This window comes from Aeromonas sp. 603404 (assembly GCF_049171775.1).
GTDB classification, from domain to species: Bacteria; Pseudomonadota; Gammaproteobacteria; order Enterobacterales; family Aeromonadaceae; genus Aeromonas; species Aeromonas veronii_A.
Genome location: NZ_JAAKPE010000001.1, coordinates 190,253 through 210,021 on the forward strand (window position 1 = coordinate 190,253; position 19,769 = coordinate 210,021).

Genomic DNA, 19,769 nt, shown 5'->3' on the forward strand with positions numbered 1-19,769 from the left:
TACTCTTTAAATTTATCCTTTGATTCTTCCTTGACGAACCAGTTCGAGCTAGTGTATTGATTTTTAGAGATTCCTATATGTTATAGATTGTTCATTTTTTGAAAAAATGGTATTAATCGCATCAGTTATTATTTAAGGCTGGTAATTTTATTCGGCGTATTGTTAACACAGGGTTGTGGGGGCGGCGTGAACATTGTTGTTTTTGATTTCAATAAGAGTGTCGGTGGTGCGGAGACATTTAACTGTAGATTTATTGACTATCTTGTTGGATTAGGTGATTCCGTTGCCGTAGTTGGATACGAGGATTCTGCACTTTTTGGGCTATTGGATAACAAGAGTGTAAAGATAAAAAAGTATATCATTCCAGAAATGGATGATTTCTTTGTTTCTATTTCAAATCAATCGTATCTGGGGGCACTTGGACAGAAAATTATTGATGATTTTTTTGGGGAAGATATATATGTTCTCGCTTCATATTTTGAAGTTTTGCATAGGGCTATGCATGTCTTCAATGGAAATAAAAGAGTTCATATATTGACTGGGATGTTGCATCCAGAAGCTTGGAGTATCTGGGAGCCAGGGATTGGATTTAACGCATCTCGTGCATTCAAACCAAAGTTAATTAATGAAACTTGGCACTACCAGCGCCAATTATTATTAAAGTTGGATCGAGCACATGCAATCTGGTATCCCAATGACATATATCGTAAATATAATTCTGAGTATTTTTCTGTTCCACTTAATCATCACTCATCTGCCACTGTTCCTGTTGAGCCCGTAACACAAAAGATACGGTACAATATTTCTGCTCCAGAAGAGTTTATGAAGGTGCTCTGGCTCGGGAGATTTGACTTTTTCAAGAATGAAAGCATCTTGAGTTTTATTGACAGCTTGAATGTTGTTCTTAACAATAAACCTCAGCTGCATATACTTTTTGATTTGATAGGATATGGATATGCTCTCTATGAGGATGAAGTTGAATCATATAAAAAGCTTGCGCATGAACGCCTTGAAATTCGTATCTTAGGAAAGAGAAATGAATCTGATATATACAGCCTAATTGAATCTGAAAAATATCATTTCGGTGTTGCAATGGGCTCCTCAGCATATCATCTTGCAATGATCGGATTACCTGTGATTGCCATAGACTCTTGTGTTAAAGGATACCGTCGTCTAGTGAAAGGGGTGTGGCTTGATGAAGCTTCAGACGAGTTTGATGAAGGCTCAAGTCTTTATCTCTCGCTAATTGGGGAGCCTTCCCCACAGCGAAATGATATTCATGTTATGCTTGAAGATGTATTCCAATATGGTTTTCTCGAAAATAAATCAAGAAGCTGCTGCAACTATGTTGAACAGTTTCATAATATTGACGTTATTTTGCCGAAAATCAGAGGTTTTTTACTTGAAAGTTCATTTTCAGAGAAATTCACGTATCGATTTAAACGAAATTTGCCAGATGAGTTTTACTATCGATTTGGAAGAAAAAGAAATATTAAAATAGCTATTTTTGGCACTGGCTCTGGTGCAAAAAAATTCTATGGAAAACTTCATTCTGACCTTGTTTTTTCTGACATGGAAATAAAGGTGAAGTGTTTTTTTGATAATGACGATAGTAAATTTGGCGCTATATTTTGTAATGCCCCAATAGAAAAGTTTACACTGGAGGCCACCAATGAACTTGATGTGGTTATTATTGCTTCTGATTACTGGCCCGAGATTAAAGCACAGATGATTTCATGTGGTTTAACACGTTCAAAAATATTAAGAGCATACTAACTTGCATAAAAAGATAGCAATCATTCAATCTAATTATATTCCTTGGATAGGCTACTTTGATATTATAAACAGGGTGGACGAATTTATATTTCTTGATTCTGTCCAGTATACAACAAGAGATTGGCGTAACCGCAATAGGATTATGACCACACAGGGTGCTGTATGGTTAACAATACCCGTATGTCATGTTGATAGAAATCAGAAAATATCATCCACAAAAGTTGTCGATAATCTATGGTGTCAGAAGCATTTTGCTATAATTAAAGAGCGATACAAAAAGGCGCTTTTTTTTGATAGATATATAGATGAAATTAAATCATGGTATGAAGATGCACGTGAATTTGAGTATATCTCTGATATAAATATCATGTTTATTAAAAAAATCATGCATTTATTAGGGATCACCACCCCCATCTTTACGGATAGTCATTACTTGAATGGGGGGGGGGTTAGCGATGCAACGGAAAGACTGATCGTCATTGCTGAAAGAGCTGATGCAAGTATTTATTTTTCTGGGCCGGCGGCAAAAAATTATTTAGATATCGGGCGCTTTGAAGAAAGGGGTATCGGTGTTGCCTGGATGGAATATCCTGAATATGCTCGCTATCCCCAGAACGGACCTGGTTTTGATTGCCGCGTCAGTATTATCGATGCTTTATTATGTGCTGGCGGTGATTTTGTTCATAGCGAACTAAATTATTAGTAGGAGGACTCATGGCTAAATATGGTTTCTATGATCGACTGTCATCGGAGTTTCCATCACAGGTCATTGTAGATATTGCTGAAATTTGTAATTTAAGATGCATACATTGTCCACACCCTCAATTTAAAGAGTCTGAACATTATTCCGCAAGATTGTTAGACCCTGAACTAAACAAGAAGCTGATCGATGATATAAGAGACAATAGCGACGGACATTGCCAGTATATACGATATACCAGCAATGGTGAGCCACTTATGCATCCACATGCACATGAAATGATCCAGTATGCTGTCGAGCATAGTGGCACGTTTGTCACGTTAACCACTAATGGTACAGTTCTTAATGAGAACAAACTAAAACAGTTATTAGAAAGTGGCCTTCATATGATTGATGTCAGCATTGATGCCTTTAAAGATGAGACTTATGCGAATATTCGTGGCGGGCGTCTTGAGCAAGTGCGACGTAATATAATTAGAATGATCGAACATATCAAGACAGGGCAATACAGAACTCGTATTGTTGTGAGTTTTATTCGTCAGGCAGGAAATGAAGATGAGGTAGATGATTTTTCTCTTTTTTGGAAAAATCAGGGAGCTGATGAAGTGCTGATCAGGAATTTACATTCGGCGGCAGGTATGTTGGCTCAAGGGGAAGCTCATTCCCATGAGTCAAGGCGCCCATGCTTATATCCATGGGAGCGTTTGACCCTGGATCCAAAAGGTGAGCTTTCTTTTTGCCCGACAGATTGGGTGTATGCATCCAGTTTCATTGATTACAGGAAGACAACGCTAAAAACTGCTTGGCAGGGAGCATTTTTAAACGAACTGCGAGAGGCTCATCTTAATAACGATTTCAAATGCCATACTTTTTGTGGGCAATGTCCTGATTGGAGGCTGACAACATGGCCTGATTCAGGAAGAAGTTATGCAAATCTTGTCAGTGACATTAAGGTTATTATGAAATGAAATCATATCGCAATTGGATACCATATAATCGCCCCAATAATATTGGCCATATCACTGAAAGTGATGGAGAATGTTTAGGTATCGGTGTTAATAAAAAAAAATGTGAGGAACTATTACACGATATATATAATGCAAGGCGAGTTTTTTTAACGCCATCCTGTAGTGCATCTTTGGAGATGGCAGCTTTAGCTATGGATTTGCAGCCAGGGGATGAGGTAATACTGCCAAGCTTTACATTTGTTACCTCTGCAAGTGCTTTTGCCTTAAGGGGCGCAAAATTAGTATTTGTCGATATCAGGCCAGACACTTTGAATATAAATGAGCAGCTTATTGAAGAGGCTATTACAGTTAGAACGAAAGCCGTAGTGGTTGTTCACTATGCCGGTGTTGCATCAGAAATGTCTTCTATAGTCGATATATGCAATCGCTATAATCTTGTATTGGTTGAAGATGCTGCACAAAGTATCATGTCAACATATAAAGGACGGCCACTTGGTTCAATTGGTCAATTTGGCTGCGTCAGCTTTCATCATACTAAAAATATTCATGCCGGTGGTGAGGGCGGGGCTTTTTTAGTAAACGAAGATAAGTACCATGGTATATGTGAAATCATTCAGGAGAAAGGAACTGATCGTTCAAGGTTTTTGCGTGGAGAGGTTGATAGATATACATGGCAAATTTTATCATCTAGTTATGTAATGTCAGAGGTTCAAGCTGTAGTCTTGTTGCAGCAATTACAAAACGCGAGACAAATTACGAATGCTAGATTAAAAAAATGGCTTTTTTATCATACATGTTTATCTGAGTTGGCTAATGCTGGAGTGCTCACACTTCCTGCCGTTCCGGCACATGTTGAGCATAATGCTCATATATATCATATAAGAACAAGATCCCCTGACGAACAACAGGGATTATTTAAATTCATGCGCAATCTTAATGTGGAAGTTACCTCACACTTTGTACCTCTGCATTCTAGTCCGGCTGGTATTCGATATGGTAGATTTCATGGCGATGATATAAATACCACAGCGGTTTCTAGAATGCTGTTACGTTTACCTTTATATGCAAGCCTGACTGAGTCGGAGCAAGTATTCATTATTGATGCGGTCAGACACTTTTTTGTAGTCAATAATTAAAGCTAATCATAAATTTAAATGAATTAGATGCATTTTATTAATGATCTTATAAATATTCATAAGCTATAATATTTGTAATATACATATGGATATTGGCACTCAGTAAGATAATGATTTCACCTTAGCGTATAACCAAAAGCAATTTTTAACAGGTATGTCGTATGAAATATTTTGTAACTGGTGCAGCGGGATTTATCGGTGCGAAGGTGTGCGAACTACTGTGCTTGAAAGGGTATCAGGTTATAGGTATTGATAACCTAAATGATTACTATGAGGTATCTCTTAAATTAAGTAGACTTGAACAGTTAACTCCATTTTCTAACTTCAAGTTTGTAAAAATGGATGTCTCTGATAGAAAATCTATCCTGACTCTTTTTTCCAAAGAGAAGTTTGACAGAGTAATTCATCTTGCCGCTCAAGCCGGTGTTCGCCATTCAATGGAATCTCCCTTTTCTTATATTGATAGCAACGTAGACGGATTTTTGACAATTCTGGAAGGTTGTCGTCATCATCATATTGAGCATCTTGTTTATGCATCTTCTAGCTCCGTATATGGAATGAATGAGGAAATGCCATTTAGAGTGAGTGAACCCACTGACCATCCTATTTCGTTATATGCAGCGACAAAAAAAATGAATGAGCTGATGGCGCACACATATTCTCATTTGTATGGTATCCCAACCACAGGATTGCGTTTTTTCACAGTTTATGGCCCGTGGGGACGGCCGGATATGGCATTATTTAAATTTACTAAATGTATGCTGTCTGGACAGCCAATAGATGTATATAACAATGGTCTGTTAAGCCGAGATTTCACATATATAGATGACATTGCTGAAGGTGTGATCCGGGTAGCGGACGTGATACCGGTTGAAAATTCTGCCTGGCGTTGCGCAACTGGTTCTCCAGCTGATAGCAGTGCCCCTTATCGTGTATTTAACATTGGTAATGGTAGGCCGATTAAAATAGTTGATTTTATTCAATCTCTCGAGCAAGCGCTGGGGGTTAAAGCTATAAAAAATATGATGCCCATGCAGTCGGGTGATGTTTATGCGACATGGGCGGATACTGAGGATTTATTTGCTACTATTTCATATCGCCCATCAATGAAGATAGAACAGGGCATACAGAATTTTGTTGAATGGTATCGCTCTTATTATCAATTTTTGGATGTGAAGGTTCAATAATGAAAATTGCCGTTGTCGGTATAGGTTACGTAGGTTTGTCTAATGCAATATTGTTAGCTCAGAACCATCATGTTGTTGCATTTGATGTTAATCCAGAAAAAGTGTCCATGATTAACAGGCGACAATCTCCAATTATTGATTCTGATATCGATCTGTTCTTTAAACAACGGACTTTGGATCTTACCGCAACCTTGAATAAATCAACCGCTTACCAACATGCTGACTATATTATAATTGCGACGCCCACTAATTATGATCCTGATACAAATTGCTTTGATACTGCGTCGGTAGAGTCAGTTATTTTTGATATTATGGAAATTAATCCTGAGGCAGTAATTGTAATCAAGTCTACTGTTCCTGTTGGTTTTACCTCTAAAATGCGGATGACTCATAATTACGAGAATATTTTCTTTTCCCCCGAGTTTTTACGTGAAGGGAGAGCATTATATGATAACCTTTATCCATCACGTGTTATAGTCGGGGCAACAAGTGAATATGCACGAACATTTTCTAGACTTATGATTGATGGGGCAATAGAAAAAAATGTGCCAGTCATTTTTACTGAAAGTACGGAAGCAGAGGCTGTAAAATTATTTGCTAACACATATCTGGCGATGCGAATCGCATTTTTTAATGAGTTGGATACATATGCCCAAAAAAATAATCTAGAAACAAAGGATATTATTGATGGTGTTTGCCTGGACCCTCGTATTGGCCACTATTACAACAATCCATCTTTTGGTTATGGAGGTTATTGTCTGCCAAAAGACACCAAGCAGCTTCTGGCAAATTTCAACCAAGTGCCCAGCAACCTGATTAGAGCTATTGTTGATGCTAATACAACGAGAAAAGATTTTATTGCCGATACAGTTATCGCGACTAATCCTAAACGAGTAGGTATTTATCGACTAGTTATGAAGGCTGGTTCGGATAATTTTAGAGCATCGGCAATACAGGGAGTCATGAAAAGAATCAAGGCGAAGGGTATTGAGGTTGTTGTTTATGAGCCATCCTTAATGGAACCTTATTTCTTTAGGTCAAAAGTCATCACTGAAGTATCCGTATTTAAAGGTATGTGTGACATTATACTTGCCAACCGAATGAGTCCTGATTTAGCCGATGTGATTGATAAGGTCTATACACGAGACATTTTTGGCTACGACTAAAGCAGACTGCATATTTTCAATTGCTGTGCTTTTGTCAAACCAGGAAAGAGTGGCAAGGTCATTGCGCCTGCGTAAAATTGCTCAGTAGAGGGCAGGGTAGTATGAGTCCACTTTTGATGCCAAGGTTGTTTGTAAATAGGTATATAGTGCACGTTGGCGCCGATATCCTGTGCACGTACTTTTTGGAAGAGCGCACTGCGTTGTTCAGGGGCTACATGGTGAACATAGAGATGGAAGGCACTACGCCGCTCGGTGTTGAAATGACGAGGTAGCTGGTGTGGTGCCAGTCTTTCGAAGTAGTACTGGGCAATCTCGTTACGCGTGTGAATCCATGTCTCCAGATTGGCCATCTGGCTCAACCCCAGCGCAGCCTGAATGTCGGTCATGCGGTAGTTGAAGCCGAGCATCTGCTGCTCATAGTACCAAGGGCCGTCCGGCTCATTGATAAAGTCTTCCGGTTCACGGGTGATGCCATGGCTGCGGAGCACGCGCATCGTCTTGGCAAGCGCAGGGTCGTTGGTCATGGCCATGCCACCCTCGCCAGTGGTGATGATCTTCACCGGGTGGAAGCTGAATACTGTGATGTCGCTATAGCGGCCATTGCCGGTAGGCTCACCATGATAACGGGCACCAAGGGCGTGGCAGGCATCTTCGATGATCTTGAAACCGTACTTTTGTCCCAGGCGGTGGATCTCCTGCATGTCGCAGGGGAGGCCGGCAAAGTGCACCGGTATGACTACTTTGGGTAGCTTTCCTTCCGCCTTGGCTGCAATCAGCTTCCTCTCCAGCTCCAAAGCGCACATGTTACCGGTATCTGGTTCAATATCGACAAAATCGACTTGTGCACCGCAGTAGAGAGCACAGTTGGCGGATGCAACAAAGCTGATGGGGGATGTCCAGACCCAGTCGCCGGGGCCAACGCCAAGTGCCAGACAGGCTACATGGAGTGCTGCGGTACCTGAATTGACTGCCACCCCGAATTTGGCTCCACAGTAATCGGCTACTGCTTGCTCGAAGCGGGGGACTACGGGTCCCTGGGTCAGGAAGTCGGACTTGAGAACGTCCACAACAGCATCGATATCTGCCTGGCTGATGGATTGGCGGCCATAAGGGATCATTCAGTTCTCCCCTTTTGGTTCATTTTCAAAAGCTGTTCAATGGTAAAAAAGTGAGGGTTGCTGCGAGAGTTATATTCGAAGCCCTGTTCTACCATTTTTCCTTTTTCGCCCGCCGCTGTTTTGGAGAAATCGTTGTTGCGATTATTGAAGTTGATGGTTGGGCCAATCACGAAGAAGTCATCAAACTCGAAGGTGTGATAAGAGTCATCGGCAGGACACATCACTTCATGGAGCTTTTCTCCCGGGCGAATGCCGATGATCTTGTGTGGCAGGTGAGGGGCCATGGCGCTGGCGAGCTCGGTAATTCGGACGGATGGCAACTTGGGAACAAATATTTCCCCCCCCTTCATCCGCCCAAAATTGTCCAGGACAAAATCAACCCCTTGCTGCAAGGTGATCCAGAAACGCGTCATCTCCTCATGGGTGATGGGTAACGCATCCGCCCCCTGGTCAATCAGCTTTTGGAAGAAGGGGACGACAGAGCCGCGAGAACCCACCACGTTACCGTAACGAACCACTGCAAAACGGGTGGGATCCTGCCCCGCGATGTTGTTTGCTGCCACGAAGAGCTTGTCTGATGCCAGTTTGGTGGCACCGTAGAGATTGATTGGATTGGCAGCTTTGTCAGTGGAGAGGGCAATAACTTTTTTGACTTGATTGAGCAAAGCGGCCTGGATCACGTTCTCTGCACCATGGATATTGGTTTTAATACACTCCATGGGGTTGTATTCAGCGGCTGGAACCTGTTTCAGTGCTGCTGCATGAACCACGTAATCGACGCCACGCATTGCCATGGTAAGCCGGTTGGCGTCTCGGACATCACCGATAAAATAGCGCATGCAGGGGTCGTTAAACTCCTGCTGCATCTCGAACTGTTTCAGTTCGTCACGAGAATAGATGATGAGCCGTTTCGGCTTATAACGTTCCAGTACTGTCTTGACCAATCGTTGGCCAAACGAGCCGGTGCCACCTGTGATCAGTAGCGTTTTATCGTTGAACATTGTGGGCATCTCGTCATAAAAACAGTAGATGAATCATATGCTAGCAAATAAAGTACCAGCTTTTTTGGCAAAGAGTGTGATCCATTCACAAAAACAGTTTTAAAGATTTGGGCGCACCCAGACCACCTCGGATTGGCTCGCATCAGTAGAGCTTTATCAAGATGTGCTGGAGCTCTGCGCGCTTAGCTGAATAGCCTGGCAAACCTCTTCAACCCCATTGAGGGCTCTCGGGGTGAAGCGGTGTAGTTCATCCGAGTTGATCAAATCGAGTCGCTGGTGCTGCACCGCATCGAGATTGGGCCACTTTTGCCAGTGATTCAGGGCGTCAGGATCTTGACTCCCCGCCAGGATCAGCGCGGGGTTCGCTTTGATCACCTGTTCCATGTCCACTTGAGGGTAGGGGGTCTTGGCATTTGCCATGACGTTGACCCCGCCGCAGAGTTCGATGGCCTGAGCCGGCCAGGCATTGCCACTGACGCTGGTGAGCGGTGGGTACCAGAGCTGGTAGAACACCTTGACGCCGGTTGATTGTCCATAACGCTGTTGCAGCTCATGCAGGCGCGCCAGATAGCGATCGGCGGCTTCGTTGGCACTTTTCTCAACACCCAGCAATTTGCCCAGCGCCCGCATCTCGGTCGCCAGCGAGGCAAAATCGGTGGGTTCAGAGTAGAACACCGAGATACCCAGCTGTTCCAGCGGTGCCAGCATTCGTGACTGGGCCGAGCGCCAGCCCAGGATCAGGTCCGGTTTTTGTGCCAGCAGGGCCTCGACATTGATGCTGCGATAATTGGCCACCTTGGGTTTGTTTTTCACCTCGGCGGGATAGTCTGAGGCATCATCGATGGCCACCAGTTTGTCACCGGCACCGATGTCGTAAAGCAGTTCGGTAAGATGGGGTACCACGCTCACCACCCGGCTCGGAGTCGCGGCAAACAGAACACCGGGCAACCAGGCCAGCAGCACGCAGGGCAGCCAGATCGGCAATCGCAGCCATCTATCCATGAAATAACCCCGCTATCGTGACAACCAGCGCCAGTATCAACCAGCCCCAGCCGCATCCTTGCAGAATGTTGAGCACCTTGCGCGGAGTCTCGCTATCTGGCTCAGCACCTGTGCCGATGACTGGCCAGCGCTGGAGAGCCCCCTGATAGTAGCGAGGGCCACCAAGGCGGATCCGGCACTTATCTACCAGCAGGGTGAGCAGCATCCCCATGACTGGATAGGGCCAGAGCGCGCCACTTCGCACCAGCTGTGCGGCCTGTTTGAGCCGCGGTAGCAGGAGCGGTAGCCCCAGTAGCAGGATGGTGGGAGCATTGAGCCCCTGATAGAGGGTACTGGAGGCTCGGCCAAAATAGCCAAACGCGGGATCCTTCATGCTCCAGCCCTGGCTCATCAGCTGCACCAGCCGCCAGAGCAAGGCGCCCTGTACGCCAGCCAAGGCAAATCCCAGCAGCGGGCCAGCCCATTGGCCGACCAGACGCAGGGCGCAGCTCTCCGTCACTGCTTTGGCTAGCCCCATGGTCGAGAGTTTGCCGGTCTCCCGCTTAAGCCAGGGGGCAGACTGCAATCTCGCCAGCGGCAGGGTCTCCTGGGTGGCGAGCGAGCGGGTGGCATGGGAGAGTTCGCGCAGCGGACGGGATTCGAGCATCAGCAGCAAGAACAACAGGTCGAAGAGCGGCTCGCTCAGGGCCAGATTGCGAAGCGACCAGAGCCCGGTTGCGCAGGGGAGCCAGACTACCAGCATTGCCAGCAGGCCGGCCTGCATTTGCTGGCCGGGTGAACCATCGGGTCTGTGTACCTTGTGCCCCAGCCGGGTCAGCAGGGGCGTGACGGCCGAAAGACGCAGATGGGATGGCCACGGGATCACCGCCTCCAGCAGGGCAGCACCTACCAGAATGGCCGCCGTCGTCGAGAGGAGGGCGTCGGCCATCAAATCAAGCGAGCCGGTCTCGATCACAGCTTGCCGAGCATCTTGATGATCACTTCGGCGGAGTGCTTGCCGGCCACTTCGATAAAGGCATCGAAGGATTCAACCTGTTCCTTGCCAGCGATATCGGACATGGCGCGCACCACCAGATAGGGCACTTTGAACATGTGGCACACCTGACCGATGGCGGCACCTTCCATCTCGACCGCCAGCATCTGCGGGAAGTCGGCGCGAGCCTTGGCGATGGCGTCCGGTTTGCACATGAACTGATCGCCGGTGCAGATTAGGCCGACCTTGGTCTGGTGCTTGCCCTGCTCGGCGATGCAATCCTGAGCGACCGCGATGAGCTTCTCGTCGCAGGGGAAGGCGGCGGGTTGTTGCGCCATCTGGCCCATCTCGTAACCAAAGGCGGTCACGTCGACATCGTGGAAACGCATCTCGCTGGCGATCACCACATCACCGATATGCAGGTCCTGGGCAAAGCCGCCCGCAGAGCCGGTATTGATGACGCAGTCGGGGGCAAACTTTTCCAGCAGCAGGCTGGTGGCCACGCTGGCGGCGACCTTACCGATACCGGAGCGGGTCAGGATCACCTCTTTGCCTGCCAGCTCACCTTGATAGAACTCGCAGCCGCCCAGTTGCAGGGTGGTGGGGTTGCTCATCTGGCTGCGCAGCAGGGCCACTTCTTGCTCCATGGCGCCGATAATACCTACTTTCATTGCTGACCTCGTCTTGATAGCCGTGTGGCTGAATTTAAGTTGCTGTAGATCATAACAAAAGATGGCGTCGGCGCCGAGAGGCACAAGCGAAAGGAGAGATGAAGCGCGGCGCTCCATATGGGAGCGCCGCAGGTGACAAAAAGCATTGATGAGGAGGGGAGAGTGCCTTTAGCCGAGCGCAGTATCGAGGGTCATCATCAGGGCAAAGCCTGCCATCAGACCGAGGGTGGCATAGGTCTGGTGACCGTTGCGGTGAGTCTCCGGGATCACCTCGTGCGAGACCACAAACAGCATGGCGCCGGCGGCGAGCCCAAGTCCGATGGGGTAGGCGATGGCAAGGCCACTGGAGAGCCCCACTCCGAGCAGGGCGCCAACCGGTTCGAGCAGGCCGCTGGCGATGGCAACCAGCACCGCGACAGAGGGGCGAAAACCGGCGGCGCACATGGCCAGCGCCACCGCCAATCCTTCCGGAATATCCTGTAGTGCGATGGCAGTGGTAAGCGGCAGCCCCACCGACATATCCCCCTGCGAGAAGCTCACCCCGATGGCCATCCCCTCCGGCAGGTTGTGCAGGGCGATGGCAAAGACGAACAGCCAGACCCGGGAGCAGCTCTCGTGGCCGGGGCCGCAGGGGCCGGTTTTGTCATGCTCGTGCGGGGTGAACTGATCCAGCCCCAGCATCAACAGCACCCCGAGGGTCATGCCGACAACCACCACGGCGGCGGCGCTAAAGCCGTTGCCGGTGATCCCCTCGGCAGCCTCTAGCCCCGGCAGCAGCAGGGAGAAGGCGCTGGCCGCCAGCATCATGCCTGCGGCAAAGCCGAGCATGGTGTCCTCCACTTTTTGCGGTACCGAGCGTAGAAACAGAGCGGGCAGGGCGCCGATGGCGGTGGCGGCAAACCCGGCGGCACCACCTATCAGGCCATAGCGCACGCCGCTGGTCACCTCGCCGGTAGCGAGCATGATGAGACTCTGCAACAGCAGCAACAAGACGGCAGCCAGCGCGATAAAGAGGCCGAGAGCAGTGAGCGGGCGGCTTTGCATCTGGCTGCGCAGTTGCTGTGACCATGATAACGGAGGAAGAGCTGAGAGATGGTCCATGGCATGACCTCAAGGTGTGCAAAGTGGATGGTGGCATTACATCGATTCGGCCGCCCCTTGTCCATGTCTGCAGGGCGATTGCCGCTATCTGAAAATCTGGAAAGAGTTTATCCAGGCAACCACATGGGAACTCTTATCGGTAGCCAAAGGCGGGGGGCAAGAGGGGTTGTCTGCAAATGGCTGAAGTGGATGTTGAGAGGCAAGTGGGGATGCATCGCGAACTCTTTTAAATCAGCTGTAGATGTCTGCCTTGGTGTTCGGATAACAGATACAAGAAAACCGGCTTGCGCCGGTTTTGTTATCTGTCTGCTCGAAGGCTGGCTTATTTCGCCAGGGACTCCGGCAGCTCTTCACGGATCTTGCCGAGCATCTCTTTCAGGACACGCGGGTTGGCAACCACGATGTTGCCGGAGTTTTCGTAGTTGTGACCACCTACGAAGTCGGTGACGATGGCGCCAGCTTCTTTGGCCAGCAGTTCACCGGCAGCGGTGTCCCAGGGCTTGAGGCCGATTTCCCAGAAACCGTCGACGCGACCGGCAGCCACGTAGGCCAGATCCAGTGCGGCAGAGCCGGAGCGACGGATGTCGGCACATTCGATGAACATGCTCTGGAACATCTTCAGGTAGGACTCGATGTGGTGCTTTTGCTTGTAGGGGAAACCGGTCGCCAGCACGGTGCCAGCCAGCTCTTTGGCTTTGCCGACACGAATGCGGTAGCCGTTCAGCTGGGCGCCGCTACCACGGGTAGCAGTAAACAGCTCGTCACGGATGGGATCGTAAACAACGGCTTGTTCAGTCTTGCCCTTGACACGCAGGGCGATGGAGACGGCAAAGTGCGGAATGCCTTTGACCAGGTTGGTCGTGCCATCCAGTGGGTCAATGATCCATTGATAGTCCGGATTGGTACCGGCAATCTCACCAGACTCTTCAGCAACAATGCTGTGCTCCGGGTAAGATTTTTTGATGGTGTGAATGATGGCCGCTTCGGCTTCACGGTCAACGTTGGTCACGAAGTCATTGCTGCCTTTTTGGATAGCCTCAATGTTCTCGGGCTGGGAGAAGGCTTTTACTACAACTTGACCGGCGTTGCGCGCAGCGCGCACGGCGATATTCAGCATCGGATGCATAGGTTCACCACTGGATGTTAAAGAACGGGGGATAACAGGACGCGGTATGATACCAGTATTTTGTGCGATGGCAACTGTTATCCCCCTACGACTAATTGATTGCGACTGCCAGATCTGACGGCTCCAATATAGACCAGATCTGCGCTAGTCTTATCCCAGCAGCCGGATACAGGCTGTCATGAGCATAGGGATATGAGCCATGAATTTGTCATTAGTGAGTCAGAACGTGTCAGCAGCCAGCGAGGGACTGTTGGCCATCTTGCGGTCATCACCCGAGTATGGTGATCACTTTGCCCACATCACCGTGACCCCCCTGGCCCAGTGGCAACCGGCCAAGACGGAGGCGGCGATCCTGCTGATCGACGGCGATGCGCCCTGGCAGGATGCCGGATTTGCCCGGGGAGAGGATGAGACGATCGGTTTGCCGGTCTTGCCGCTGCTGATCCGTAAGGGAGACAAGGAGCTGACGGTCTGCGGGCCGGATGTGCGTGACCCCCGTTTCTATTTTGTCTCAAACGGCATCGTGCTGGATGAGTCGGAGCTGGCCGAGCCTGCCTGCAGCCGGGTGCTGTTGCGCAAGCTGGAGTCCTACTTCCCGCTGCTTTCCCGCCTGATCATGCTGCGCCAGCGCAAGCCGGTCGCCGTGATTAACTAATATCTACTATTGCCAGAGAGCACCAGCGGCGCACCGTGGCCTTGTTTGGCCTACGGTACGCCGCTTTTTAATGGTCTGGAGCCGGTCACTTGTTGCAAGATGAGGCGGCTATGGTGTTGCACCCAGTTCCAACCGTGCAATCTGGCTATGACCAACAAGGAGTGAATCATGATCGACTTTTATACCGCCGCAACCCCCAATGGCTTCAAGGTGGCCATTGCACTGGAAGAGCTGGGATTGCCCTATTGGGTCATTCCTCTCGATCTCTCGGCACTGGATCAGAAGAAGCCCGAGTTTCTCGCCATCAACCCCAACGGCCGCATTCCGGCCATCGTCGATCGGGATAATGACGATTTTGCCGTATTCGAGTCGGGTGCCATCCTTATCTATCTGGCGGAGAAAACGGGCAAATTGTTGCCGGCGGACCCCAAACGCCGCTCTCAGGCCATTCAGTGGTTGATGTTCCAGATGGGCGGGGTAGGGCCCATGATGGGGCAGGCCAATGTCTTCTATCGCTACTTCCCCGAAAAGATCCCCGCCGCCATCGAACGCTACCAGAAGGAGGGGCGCCGCCTGTTCGAGGTGCTCGACAGCCATCTGGCCCATCACGAATATCTAGCGGACGAGTACAGCATCGCCGATATCGCCACCTGGCCCTGGGTGCGGATTTATGACTGGAGCGGCATCTCCATCGAAGGGTTACCCCATCTGCAAGCCTGGATGGATCGGATGGCCGAGAAGCCTGCCTGCCAGAAGGGGATCACCATACCACCGCGCAAAGAGCAGCCGGATGAGCTGATCAAGCAGGCACAACAGATGGTAACACGTTGATTTTGAACCGCAGACGGGGCGTATTGCCCCGTAATATTAGAAAAACTAAGGCAAGCCGATTATAAAGATTCGTTCGTTTTCTGTGAGCTGAATCACTATGATGCCCCCATACCACCAAGCGTCCTGTGCGGTGGTCTGGCGGGCTCCCCGCCTACTGTTTCCAACACTGTTTTTGATTGCATCACAGCCTCTGTGATCAGATTCCTCTGGGCCATTTTGTGCCAGAGGGCGGCAGCATTTTTTCGATTTTTTGGGACTGATATGGATCGGCACAGTTTTTATCCGTTGTTTTTACTGACCATTCTGATGGTCGCTGTGGGCCAGATGACCCAGACCCTCTATGTCCCCTCCATTCCCATGATGGCGGGGGACTTCAATGTGGCCTCGGGCCAGTTGCAGGCGGTGATGGCCTGTTACCTGATCCCCTATGGCCTCTCCCAGTTTGTCTACGGGCCGCTGTCGGATCGCATCGGTCGTCGTCCGGTGCTGATCGTCGGCATGATGGTGTTTCTGGTAGGCACCCTGATCATTCAGGTCATCCCCCATTTTGCCGCCTTGCTGGTGGGCAGCTTTATTCAGGGGCTGGGTACCGGTGCCGGTGGCGCCATGAGCCGTACCGTGATGCGCGATCGCTACAACGGCGCCGAGCTCAACCGCGCCAACAGTCTGGTCAGCATGGGGGTGATCTTCTCCCCGCTGCTGGCACCGGTGCTGGGTGGCTGGCTGACCGAGCTGTTCAACTGGCGTGCCGGTTACTGGTTCCTGTTCGGTTTTGGTGCCGTAGCTACCCTGGCGATCATGGCCTGGTTTGGTGAGACGCTGCCTGCTGCTGCCCGTCAGCCGCTGCGCGTCGGTGCTGCCTATCGCCATGTACTGGGCAACCCCAAGTTTCAGGGCAACCTGCTCTGCCTGATGGCGACTTTTGCGGGACTGGCAGTATTTGAAGCGGCGGCCGGTGTGCTGCTCGGCGATGTGCTGAAACTGAGTGCCCGTACCGTGAGCGTGCTGTTCGTGCTGCCGCTGCCCGGCTATCTGTTCGGTGCCTGGCTCTCTGCCAAGCTGAGCTTCCGTTTGACTCAGGGCAAACTGATGCGCCTTGGCATCGCCTTTCTGGCGCTCGGCTCCCTCATCATTCTGGTGCCGGGGCTGTTCGGGGTGGTGAGTGCCGCCTCGCTGGTCGGTGGTGCGGCTGTCTACTTCATTGGTAGCGGTATTCTCTACCCGACCGCCACTTCCTGTGCCATCGAGCCCTTCCCGGGTCAGGCCGGTACCGCGGGTGCCATTCTCGGCGGGATGCAGAATCTGGGTGCCGGTGTGGTGACCCTGCTGGCGGCCGGTTTCCCGATGACCGGTCAGGTGACTCTGGGTGCCATCATGACCCTGATGGTGCTGATCGTGGCGCTGAGTTTTGTCTGGTTACGCCACCATGGCTCCCCCCACGAGCAGATGGCAATTTGATCTGCCGCTCTCTTTGCATCTGGAGCAAGCCCACCCTCAGCGGTGGGCTTTGTTTTATCCGGAGAACGGGCTAGGAGATCGCATTAGCTTGATGTAGTGATCGATGTTGTGAGGTTAATTCCGGAAAAGAAAAAACCCGTCACGCTGGTGACGGGCTTTTGCTGTTGGTACCCCGAGATGCCGTTGCCGGTTTGGGCCCTTGAACCGTCGGTTCAAGGCGGGGATCGGATCTGACCGCAGGCTTCTCGGTCGTGCCGAGCATGCGCAATAGCCAGAAGGCAGATCCCCTGTTTGGTATGAATATCGGCTCGGGGACTTGAACCGGCTGACAAACATCCCAGGGAATTTTAAAACGGTTTGCGATTAGGGCTGTTGCCCCTCTTCGCTGGAATCACCATATTGTCCGTGCTCGATCAGGGCCGCTTCGATGGTGCGCTGCAGCATCTTGATCCGCTTGTCCATGGTCTCAGAGTATTGGTGGTTCTTCTCTTTTTCAAGGCAGAGCTCATGACAGAAATTGAGCGCCGCCATGATAGCCAATTGCTCGTTGCTGGAGACTTTGGAGCGTTGACGCAGGTCGATCAACTTGTCGGTCAGCTGCTCGGCGGCCTGGCGCAGGGCATCCTGCTGTCCCAAGGGACAGGATACCTTGTAGGGACGTCCCAAAATGACGATTTCTACGGCCTCTGTGCTCATGCCTTCCTCAATACGGCGGAGCTGATTTCCGCCTTTATCCACGTGGACAACTGGGCGGGACTATATAGCGCAGATGCATAAGTTTCAAGGCCTTGCTGGCTCTGCAAGAGGGAGAATGCTAGGATCCTGACCATTAATTCTGCAAATTTGACTGAACTTTGAGCGGATCCTCGATGAGCAAAACGAACCCCCTTAAATATGCGGCAGTGGCCGACATCATGGAACAACATGAGCTGATGGCCAGCGCAGTAGAGGCCCATGGTGTGATCTGCGGTCTGGTGTGCGGCGGTGTGGCACTGGACGACAAGAGTTGGCTGCCCCATTTCAACGATCTGGTGAACGACGGTTTCGGCCTGCCGGCCCCGGTGCGCCAGGTGATGACCGATCTTTATCACAATGTGGTCGAGAGCCTGATGGCCCAGAAGGGCGTCGAGCTGCTGCTGCCAAGTGATGATGCTCCCCTCGACGAGCGCATCGATTCGCTGGTGGACTGGTCACAGGCATTTCTGGCCGGTTTCGGCGTGGTGCAGCAGGAGCTCTCCCGCGCGTCGGAAGAGCTGCAGGAGATGATCCAGGATATCGCCAGCATCACTCAGGTCTCCGCCGAGTTCGATCAGGAAGATGACGAGAACGAAGCCTCTTTCCTGGTGCTCTACGAACACGTCAAACTGGGTGTTATGATGGCCTTCGAAGAGTTTGGCAAGCGCCCCGATACCCCGAGCGCGCCGCCGACCCTTCATTGAGGTGCTGAGGTGCGGGTCAACGCGACCCTTACTGAATCTGCAAGAGCGCCTGATGGCGCTCTTTTTTATTCCCTTGTGGTGGCTAACCCTGTGAGGCGCAACCGGTTTTTTGCCGGTGACCTCGCATTCGGCCAGCGGCTTTGTGATAGCATGAGGCCACCTTTTTCACTTCTTCCTCTCTGCTTATGTCTCAATCTGATGTGCGACAGGTCGATGTCACCCTGGTCGGCGGTGGAATGAGCGGTGCCGTGCTGGCCCTCTCGCTGGCAGCCCTGCTTCGATCCGATGGCTCCCCCCTCGAGATCCTGCTGCTGGAGGCAAGCGTCCCCGAACAGCACACCCATTCAGGGTTCGACGCCCGCGCCATTGCGCTTTCGGCCGGTACCTGTGATGCGCTGTTGCGATGCGGACTCTGGCCGCTGTTTGCCCCCCATTGCGCCCCCATTACCCAGATTCATGTCTCGGATCGGGGCCACTTCGGTCAGGCTCGCCTGTCGGCTGCCGAATACGGTCTGCCCGCGCTGGGCCAGGTGATCGAGCTTGCAGCTGCCGGTCATGAGTTGCAACGGGCGATGGCGGCCTCTCCCAATATCCGGGTCTGTTGTCCGGCTCGGGTGAGCGAGATTGTGCCCGATGAGGAGAAGGTGACCCTCACCCTCGAGAGCGGTGAACAGATTGAGACCCGCCTGCTGGTGGCGGCAGACGGCGGCAACTCCTTTGTGCGTCAGCACTTCAAGTTGCCGGTGACCCGCCACGACTTTGAGCAACACGCCATCATCGCCACGGTCAAAACGGCGCAAGACCCTGAGGGACGCGCCTTCGAGCGTTTTACCGAAGGGGGGCCGCTGGCCCTACTGCCGATGCAGGAGGGGCTCTCCTCGCTGGTGTGGAGCGTAGGGCAGCATGAGGTGGATGAGCTGACGGCCCTCGATGAGGCGGCGTTTCTTGCCCGTCTGCAGCAGGCCTTTGGCTGGCGGCTTGGTCGCTTCGAGCGATGCGGCGTGCGTAACGTCTATCCGCTCATTCTGACCGCCTGCGACTACCCGCTGGCCCAGCGCACCGTGCTGGTCGGTAATGCCGCCCACGCCCTGCACCCGATTGCCGGACAGGGCTTCAACCTCGGGATGCGGGATCTCGACCTGCTTACCGGCGCCGTAGCCAAGGCGTTGGCAGAGGGGGAGGATATCGGCAGCTTCAAGGTACTGAGTGGCTACTGGCAGCAGCGTCAGCGCGATCAGGAGCAGACCGTCTGGCTTACCTCTTCGCTGGCCCAGCTCTTCTCCAATGGTCACGATCCGCTGGTGGCTGGGCGCAATCTGGCGCTCACCCTGATGGGGCGATTCCCGTGCCTCAAGGCGCCGCTTGCCTCGCGCACCCTGGGCTTTGTCGCTGATGTGTGCGGCAACTAGCCAGCACTTGTTGAGTGGAACCTGTTGACCGGAAGATGGTGACCGCCATTCG

19 protein-coding genes and 1 other RNA gene are annotated in these 19,769 nt (G+C 51.0%); 11 read left to right on the forward strand and 9 right to left on the reverse strand.

From position 1 onward, the window contains the following. Nucleotides 1-186: 186 nt before the first annotated feature. The 6 genes from G5306_RS00830 to G5306_RS00855 all read left to right on the forward strand — a co-directional run bounded on the left by G5306_RS00830 (nt 187) and on the right by G5306_RS00855 (nt 6,933). Nucleotides 187-1,776 carry a hypothetical protein gene (locus G5306_RS00830; RefSeq protein ID WP_421312077.1) on the forward strand — a complete coding sequence of 530 codons (1,590 nt, stop codon included), beginning with the start codon at nt 187-189 and terminating at the stop codon, nt 1,774-1,776. A gap of 1 nt (nt 1,777) precedes the next feature. Beyond that, a complete protein-coding gene (locus tag G5306_RS00835; RefSeq protein ID WP_421204706.1) occupies nt 1,778-2,479 on the forward strand; it encodes a WbqC family protein in 702 nt (233 codons plus the stop codon). An 11-nt stretch (nt 2,480-2,490) separates the two neighbouring features. Beyond that, nucleotides 2,491-3,444 carry a radical SAM/SPASM domain-containing protein gene (locus tag G5306_RS00840; protein ID WP_421312079.1) on the forward strand — a complete coding sequence of 318 codons (954 nt, stop codon included), beginning with the start codon at nt 2,491-2,493 and terminating at the stop codon, nt 3,442-3,444. After that, complete coding sequence (rffA, locus tag G5306_RS00845) at nt 3,441-4,580, forward strand: dTDP-4-amino-4,6-dideoxygalactose transaminase (RefSeq protein ID WP_421312081.1); 1,140 nt, start codon at nt 3,441-3,443, stop codon at nt 4,578-4,580. The genes G5306_RS00840 and rffA overlap by 4 nt, the downstream gene beginning before the upstream one ends. 161 nt (nt 4,581-4,741) lie before the next feature. Next, complete coding sequence (locus G5306_RS00850; RefSeq protein WP_216953972.1) at nt 4,742-5,767, forward strand: NAD-dependent epimerase; 1,026 nt, start codon at nt 4,742-4,744, stop codon at nt 5,765-5,767. After that, nucleotides 5,767-6,933 carry a nucleotide sugar dehydrogenase gene (locus G5306_RS00855; protein WP_216953971.1) on the forward strand — a complete coding sequence of 389 codons (1,167 nt, stop codon included), beginning with the start codon at nt 5,767-5,769 and terminating at the stop codon, nt 6,931-6,933. Before G5306_RS00850 ends, G5306_RS00855 begins: the two co-directional genes overlap by 1 nt. Here G5306_RS00855 and pseC read toward each other — a convergent pair. The 7 genes from pseC to suhB all read right to left on the reverse strand — a co-directional run bounded on the left by pseC (nt 6,930) and on the right by suhB (nt 13,925). Next, nucleotides 6,930-8,051 carry a UDP-4-amino-4,6-dideoxy-N-acetyl-beta-L-altrosamine transaminase gene (gene pseC / locus G5306_RS00860; RefSeq protein ID WP_421254829.1) on the reverse strand — a complete coding sequence of 374 codons (1,122 nt, stop codon included), beginning with the start codon at nt 8,049-8,051 and terminating at the stop codon, nt 6,930-6,932. The genes G5306_RS00855 and pseC overlap by 4 nt on opposite strands. Then, nucleotides 8,048-9,052: a UDP-N-acetylglucosamine 4,6-dehydratase (inverting) gene (gene pseB / locus G5306_RS00865; RefSeq protein WP_227340774.1), complete on the reverse strand. Its 1,005-nt coding sequence runs from the start codon at nt 9,050-9,052 to the stop codon at nt 8,048-8,050. The genes pseC and pseB overlap by 4 nt, the downstream gene beginning before the upstream one ends. Nucleotides 9,053-9,208: 156 nt before the next feature. Next, nucleotides 9,209-10,054 carry a cobalamin-binding protein gene (locus tag G5306_RS00870; protein WP_421312083.1) on the reverse strand — a complete coding sequence of 282 codons (846 nt, stop codon included), beginning with the start codon at nt 10,052-10,054 and terminating at the stop codon, nt 9,209-9,211. Next, nucleotides 10,047-11,009 carry a cobalamin biosynthesis protein CobD/CbiB gene (locus G5306_RS00875; protein WP_216953966.1) on the reverse strand — a complete coding sequence of 321 codons (963 nt, stop codon included), beginning with the start codon at nt 11,007-11,009 and terminating at the stop codon, nt 10,047-10,049. Before G5306_RS00875 ends, G5306_RS00870 begins: the two co-directional genes overlap by 8 nt. Then, nucleotides 11,006-11,698: a 5'-methylthioadenosine/S-adenosylhomocysteine nucleosidase gene (gene mtnN / locus G5306_RS00880; protein WP_021230869.1), complete on the reverse strand. Its 693-nt coding sequence runs from the start codon at nt 11,696-11,698 to the stop codon at nt 11,006-11,008. Before mtnN ends, G5306_RS00875 begins: the two co-directional genes overlap by 4 nt. Nucleotides 11,699-11,866: 168 nt before the next feature. After that, a complete protein-coding gene (locus tag G5306_RS00885) occupies nt 11,867-12,799 on the reverse strand; it encodes a ZIP family metal transporter (protein WP_005361496.1) in 933 nt (310 codons plus the stop codon). Between the two features lie 322 nt (nt 12,800-13,121). After that, nucleotides 13,122-13,925 (reverse strand): inositol-1-monophosphatase, encoded by an 804-nt coding sequence (gene suhB, locus G5306_RS00890; RefSeq protein ID WP_005352992.1) that lies wholly within the window; start codon nt 13,923-13,925, stop codon nt 13,122-13,124. A 199-nt stretch (nt 13,926-14,124) separates the two neighbouring features. Here suhB and G5306_RS00895 point away from each other — a divergent pair, with 199 nt between their 5' ends. The 3 genes from G5306_RS00895 to emrD all read left to right on the forward strand — a co-directional run bounded on the left by G5306_RS00895 (nt 14,125) and on the right by emrD (nt 16,869). Continuing rightward, nucleotides 14,125-14,580 (forward strand): hypothetical protein, encoded by a 456-nt coding sequence (locus tag G5306_RS00895; RefSeq protein WP_005352991.1) that lies wholly within the window; start codon nt 14,125-14,127, stop codon nt 14,578-14,580. A gap of 168 nt (nt 14,581-14,748) precedes the next feature. Then, nucleotides 14,749-15,411, forward strand: coding sequence for a glutathione S-transferase family protein (locus G5306_RS00900; protein WP_421312085.1), 663 nt, complete (start codon nt 14,749-14,751; stop codon nt 15,409-15,411). A gap of 261 nt (nt 15,412-15,672) precedes the next feature. After that, nucleotides 15,673-16,869, forward strand: a complete 1,197-nt coding sequence (gene emrD, locus G5306_RS00905) for a multidrug efflux MFS transporter EmrD (RefSeq protein WP_005333920.1) — start codon at nt 15,673-15,675, stop codon at nt 16,867-16,869. A gap of 165 nt (nt 16,870-17,034) precedes the next feature. Here emrD and ssrS read toward each other — a convergent pair. Next, nucleotides 17,035-17,216: non-coding RNA, 6S RNA (gene ssrS, locus G5306_RS00910), on the reverse strand. 16 nt (nt 17,217-17,232) lie between these two features. Next, the gene (gene zapA / locus G5306_RS00915; RefSeq protein ID WP_005333910.1) at nt 17,233-17,565 is read right to left on the reverse strand and encodes a cell division protein ZapA; all 333 of its coding nucleotides are present in this window, start codon (nt 17,563-17,565) and stop codon (nt 17,233-17,235) included. A 173-nt stretch (nt 17,566-17,738) separates the two neighbouring features. Here zapA and G5306_RS00920 point away from each other — a divergent pair, with 173 nt between their 5' ends. Together G5306_RS00920 and ubiH are read left to right on the forward strand one after the other, a co-directional pair. Next, nucleotides 17,739-18,308 (forward strand): UPF0149 family protein, encoded by a 570-nt coding sequence (locus tag G5306_RS00920; RefSeq protein ID WP_005333908.1) that lies wholly within the window; start codon nt 17,739-17,741, stop codon nt 18,306-18,308. 185 nt (nt 18,309-18,493) lie between these two features. Further along, nucleotides 18,494-19,717 (forward strand): 2-octaprenyl-6-methoxyphenyl hydroxylase, encoded by a 1,224-nt coding sequence (gene ubiH / locus G5306_RS00925; RefSeq protein WP_100645564.1) that lies wholly within the window; start codon nt 18,494-18,496, stop codon nt 19,715-19,717. The last annotated feature ends 52 nt before the right edge of the window (nt 19,718-19,769 follow it).

What these genes read in the sequence shown, in the direction of transcription:
- G5306_RS00840 (WP_421312079.1), top strand. Translation starts at nt 2,491, where the DNA reads ATGGCTAAATATGGTTTCTATGATCGACTGTCATCGGAGTTTCCATCA.
- rffA (WP_421312081.1), top strand. Translation starts at nt 3,441, where the DNA reads ATGAAATCATATCGCAATTGGATACCATATAATCGCCCCAATAATATT.
- G5306_RS00850 (WP_216953972.1), top strand. Translation starts at nt 4,742, where the DNA reads ATGAAATATTTTGTAACTGGTGCAGCGGGATTTATCGGTGCGAAGGTG.
- G5306_RS00855 (WP_216953971.1), top strand. Translation starts at nt 5,767, where the DNA reads ATGAAAATTGCCGTTGTCGGTATAGGTTACGTAGGTTTGTCTAATGCA.
- pseC (WP_421254829.1), bottom strand. Translation starts at nt 8,051, where the DNA reads ATGATCCCTTATGGCCGCCAATCCATCAGCCAGGCAGATATCGATGCT.
- pseB (WP_227340774.1), bottom strand. Translation starts at nt 9,052, where the DNA reads ATGTTCAACGATAAAACGCTACTGATCACAGGTGGCACCGGCTCGTTT.
- G5306_RS00870 (WP_421312083.1), bottom strand. Translation starts at nt 10,054, where the DNA reads ATGGATAGATGGCTGCGATTGCCGATCTGGCTGCCCTGCGTGCTGCTG.
- mtnN (WP_021230869.1), bottom strand. Translation starts at nt 11,698, where the DNA reads ATGAAAGTAGGTATTATCGGCGCCATGGAGCAAGAAGTGGCCCTGCTG.
- G5306_RS00885 (WP_005361496.1), bottom strand. Translation starts at nt 12,799, where the DNA reads ATGGACCATCTCTCAGCTCTTCCTCCGTTATCATGGTCACAGCAACTG.
- suhB (WP_005352992.1), bottom strand. Translation starts at nt 13,925, where the DNA reads ATGCATCCGATGCTGAATATCGCCGTGCGCGCTGCGCGCAACGCCGGT.
- G5306_RS00895 (WP_005352991.1), top strand. Translation starts at nt 14,125, where the DNA reads ATGAATTTGTCATTAGTGAGTCAGAACGTGTCAGCAGCCAGCGAGGGA.
- G5306_RS00900 (WP_421312085.1), top strand. Translation starts at nt 14,749, where the DNA reads ATGATCGACTTTTATACCGCCGCAACCCCCAATGGCTTCAAGGTGGCC.
- emrD (WP_005333920.1), top strand. Translation starts at nt 15,673, where the DNA reads ATGGATCGGCACAGTTTTTATCCGTTGTTTTTACTGACCATTCTGATG.
- zapA (WP_005333910.1), bottom strand. Translation starts at nt 17,565, where the DNA reads ATGAGCACAGAGGCCGTAGAAATCGTCATTTTGGGACGTCCCTACAAG.
- G5306_RS00920 (WP_005333908.1), top strand. Translation starts at nt 17,739, where the DNA reads ATGAGCAAAACGAACCCCCTTAAATATGCGGCAGTGGCCGACATCATG.
- ubiH (WP_100645564.1), top strand. Translation starts at nt 18,494, where the DNA reads ATGTCTCAATCTGATGTGCGACAGGTCGATGTCACCCTGGTCGGCGGT.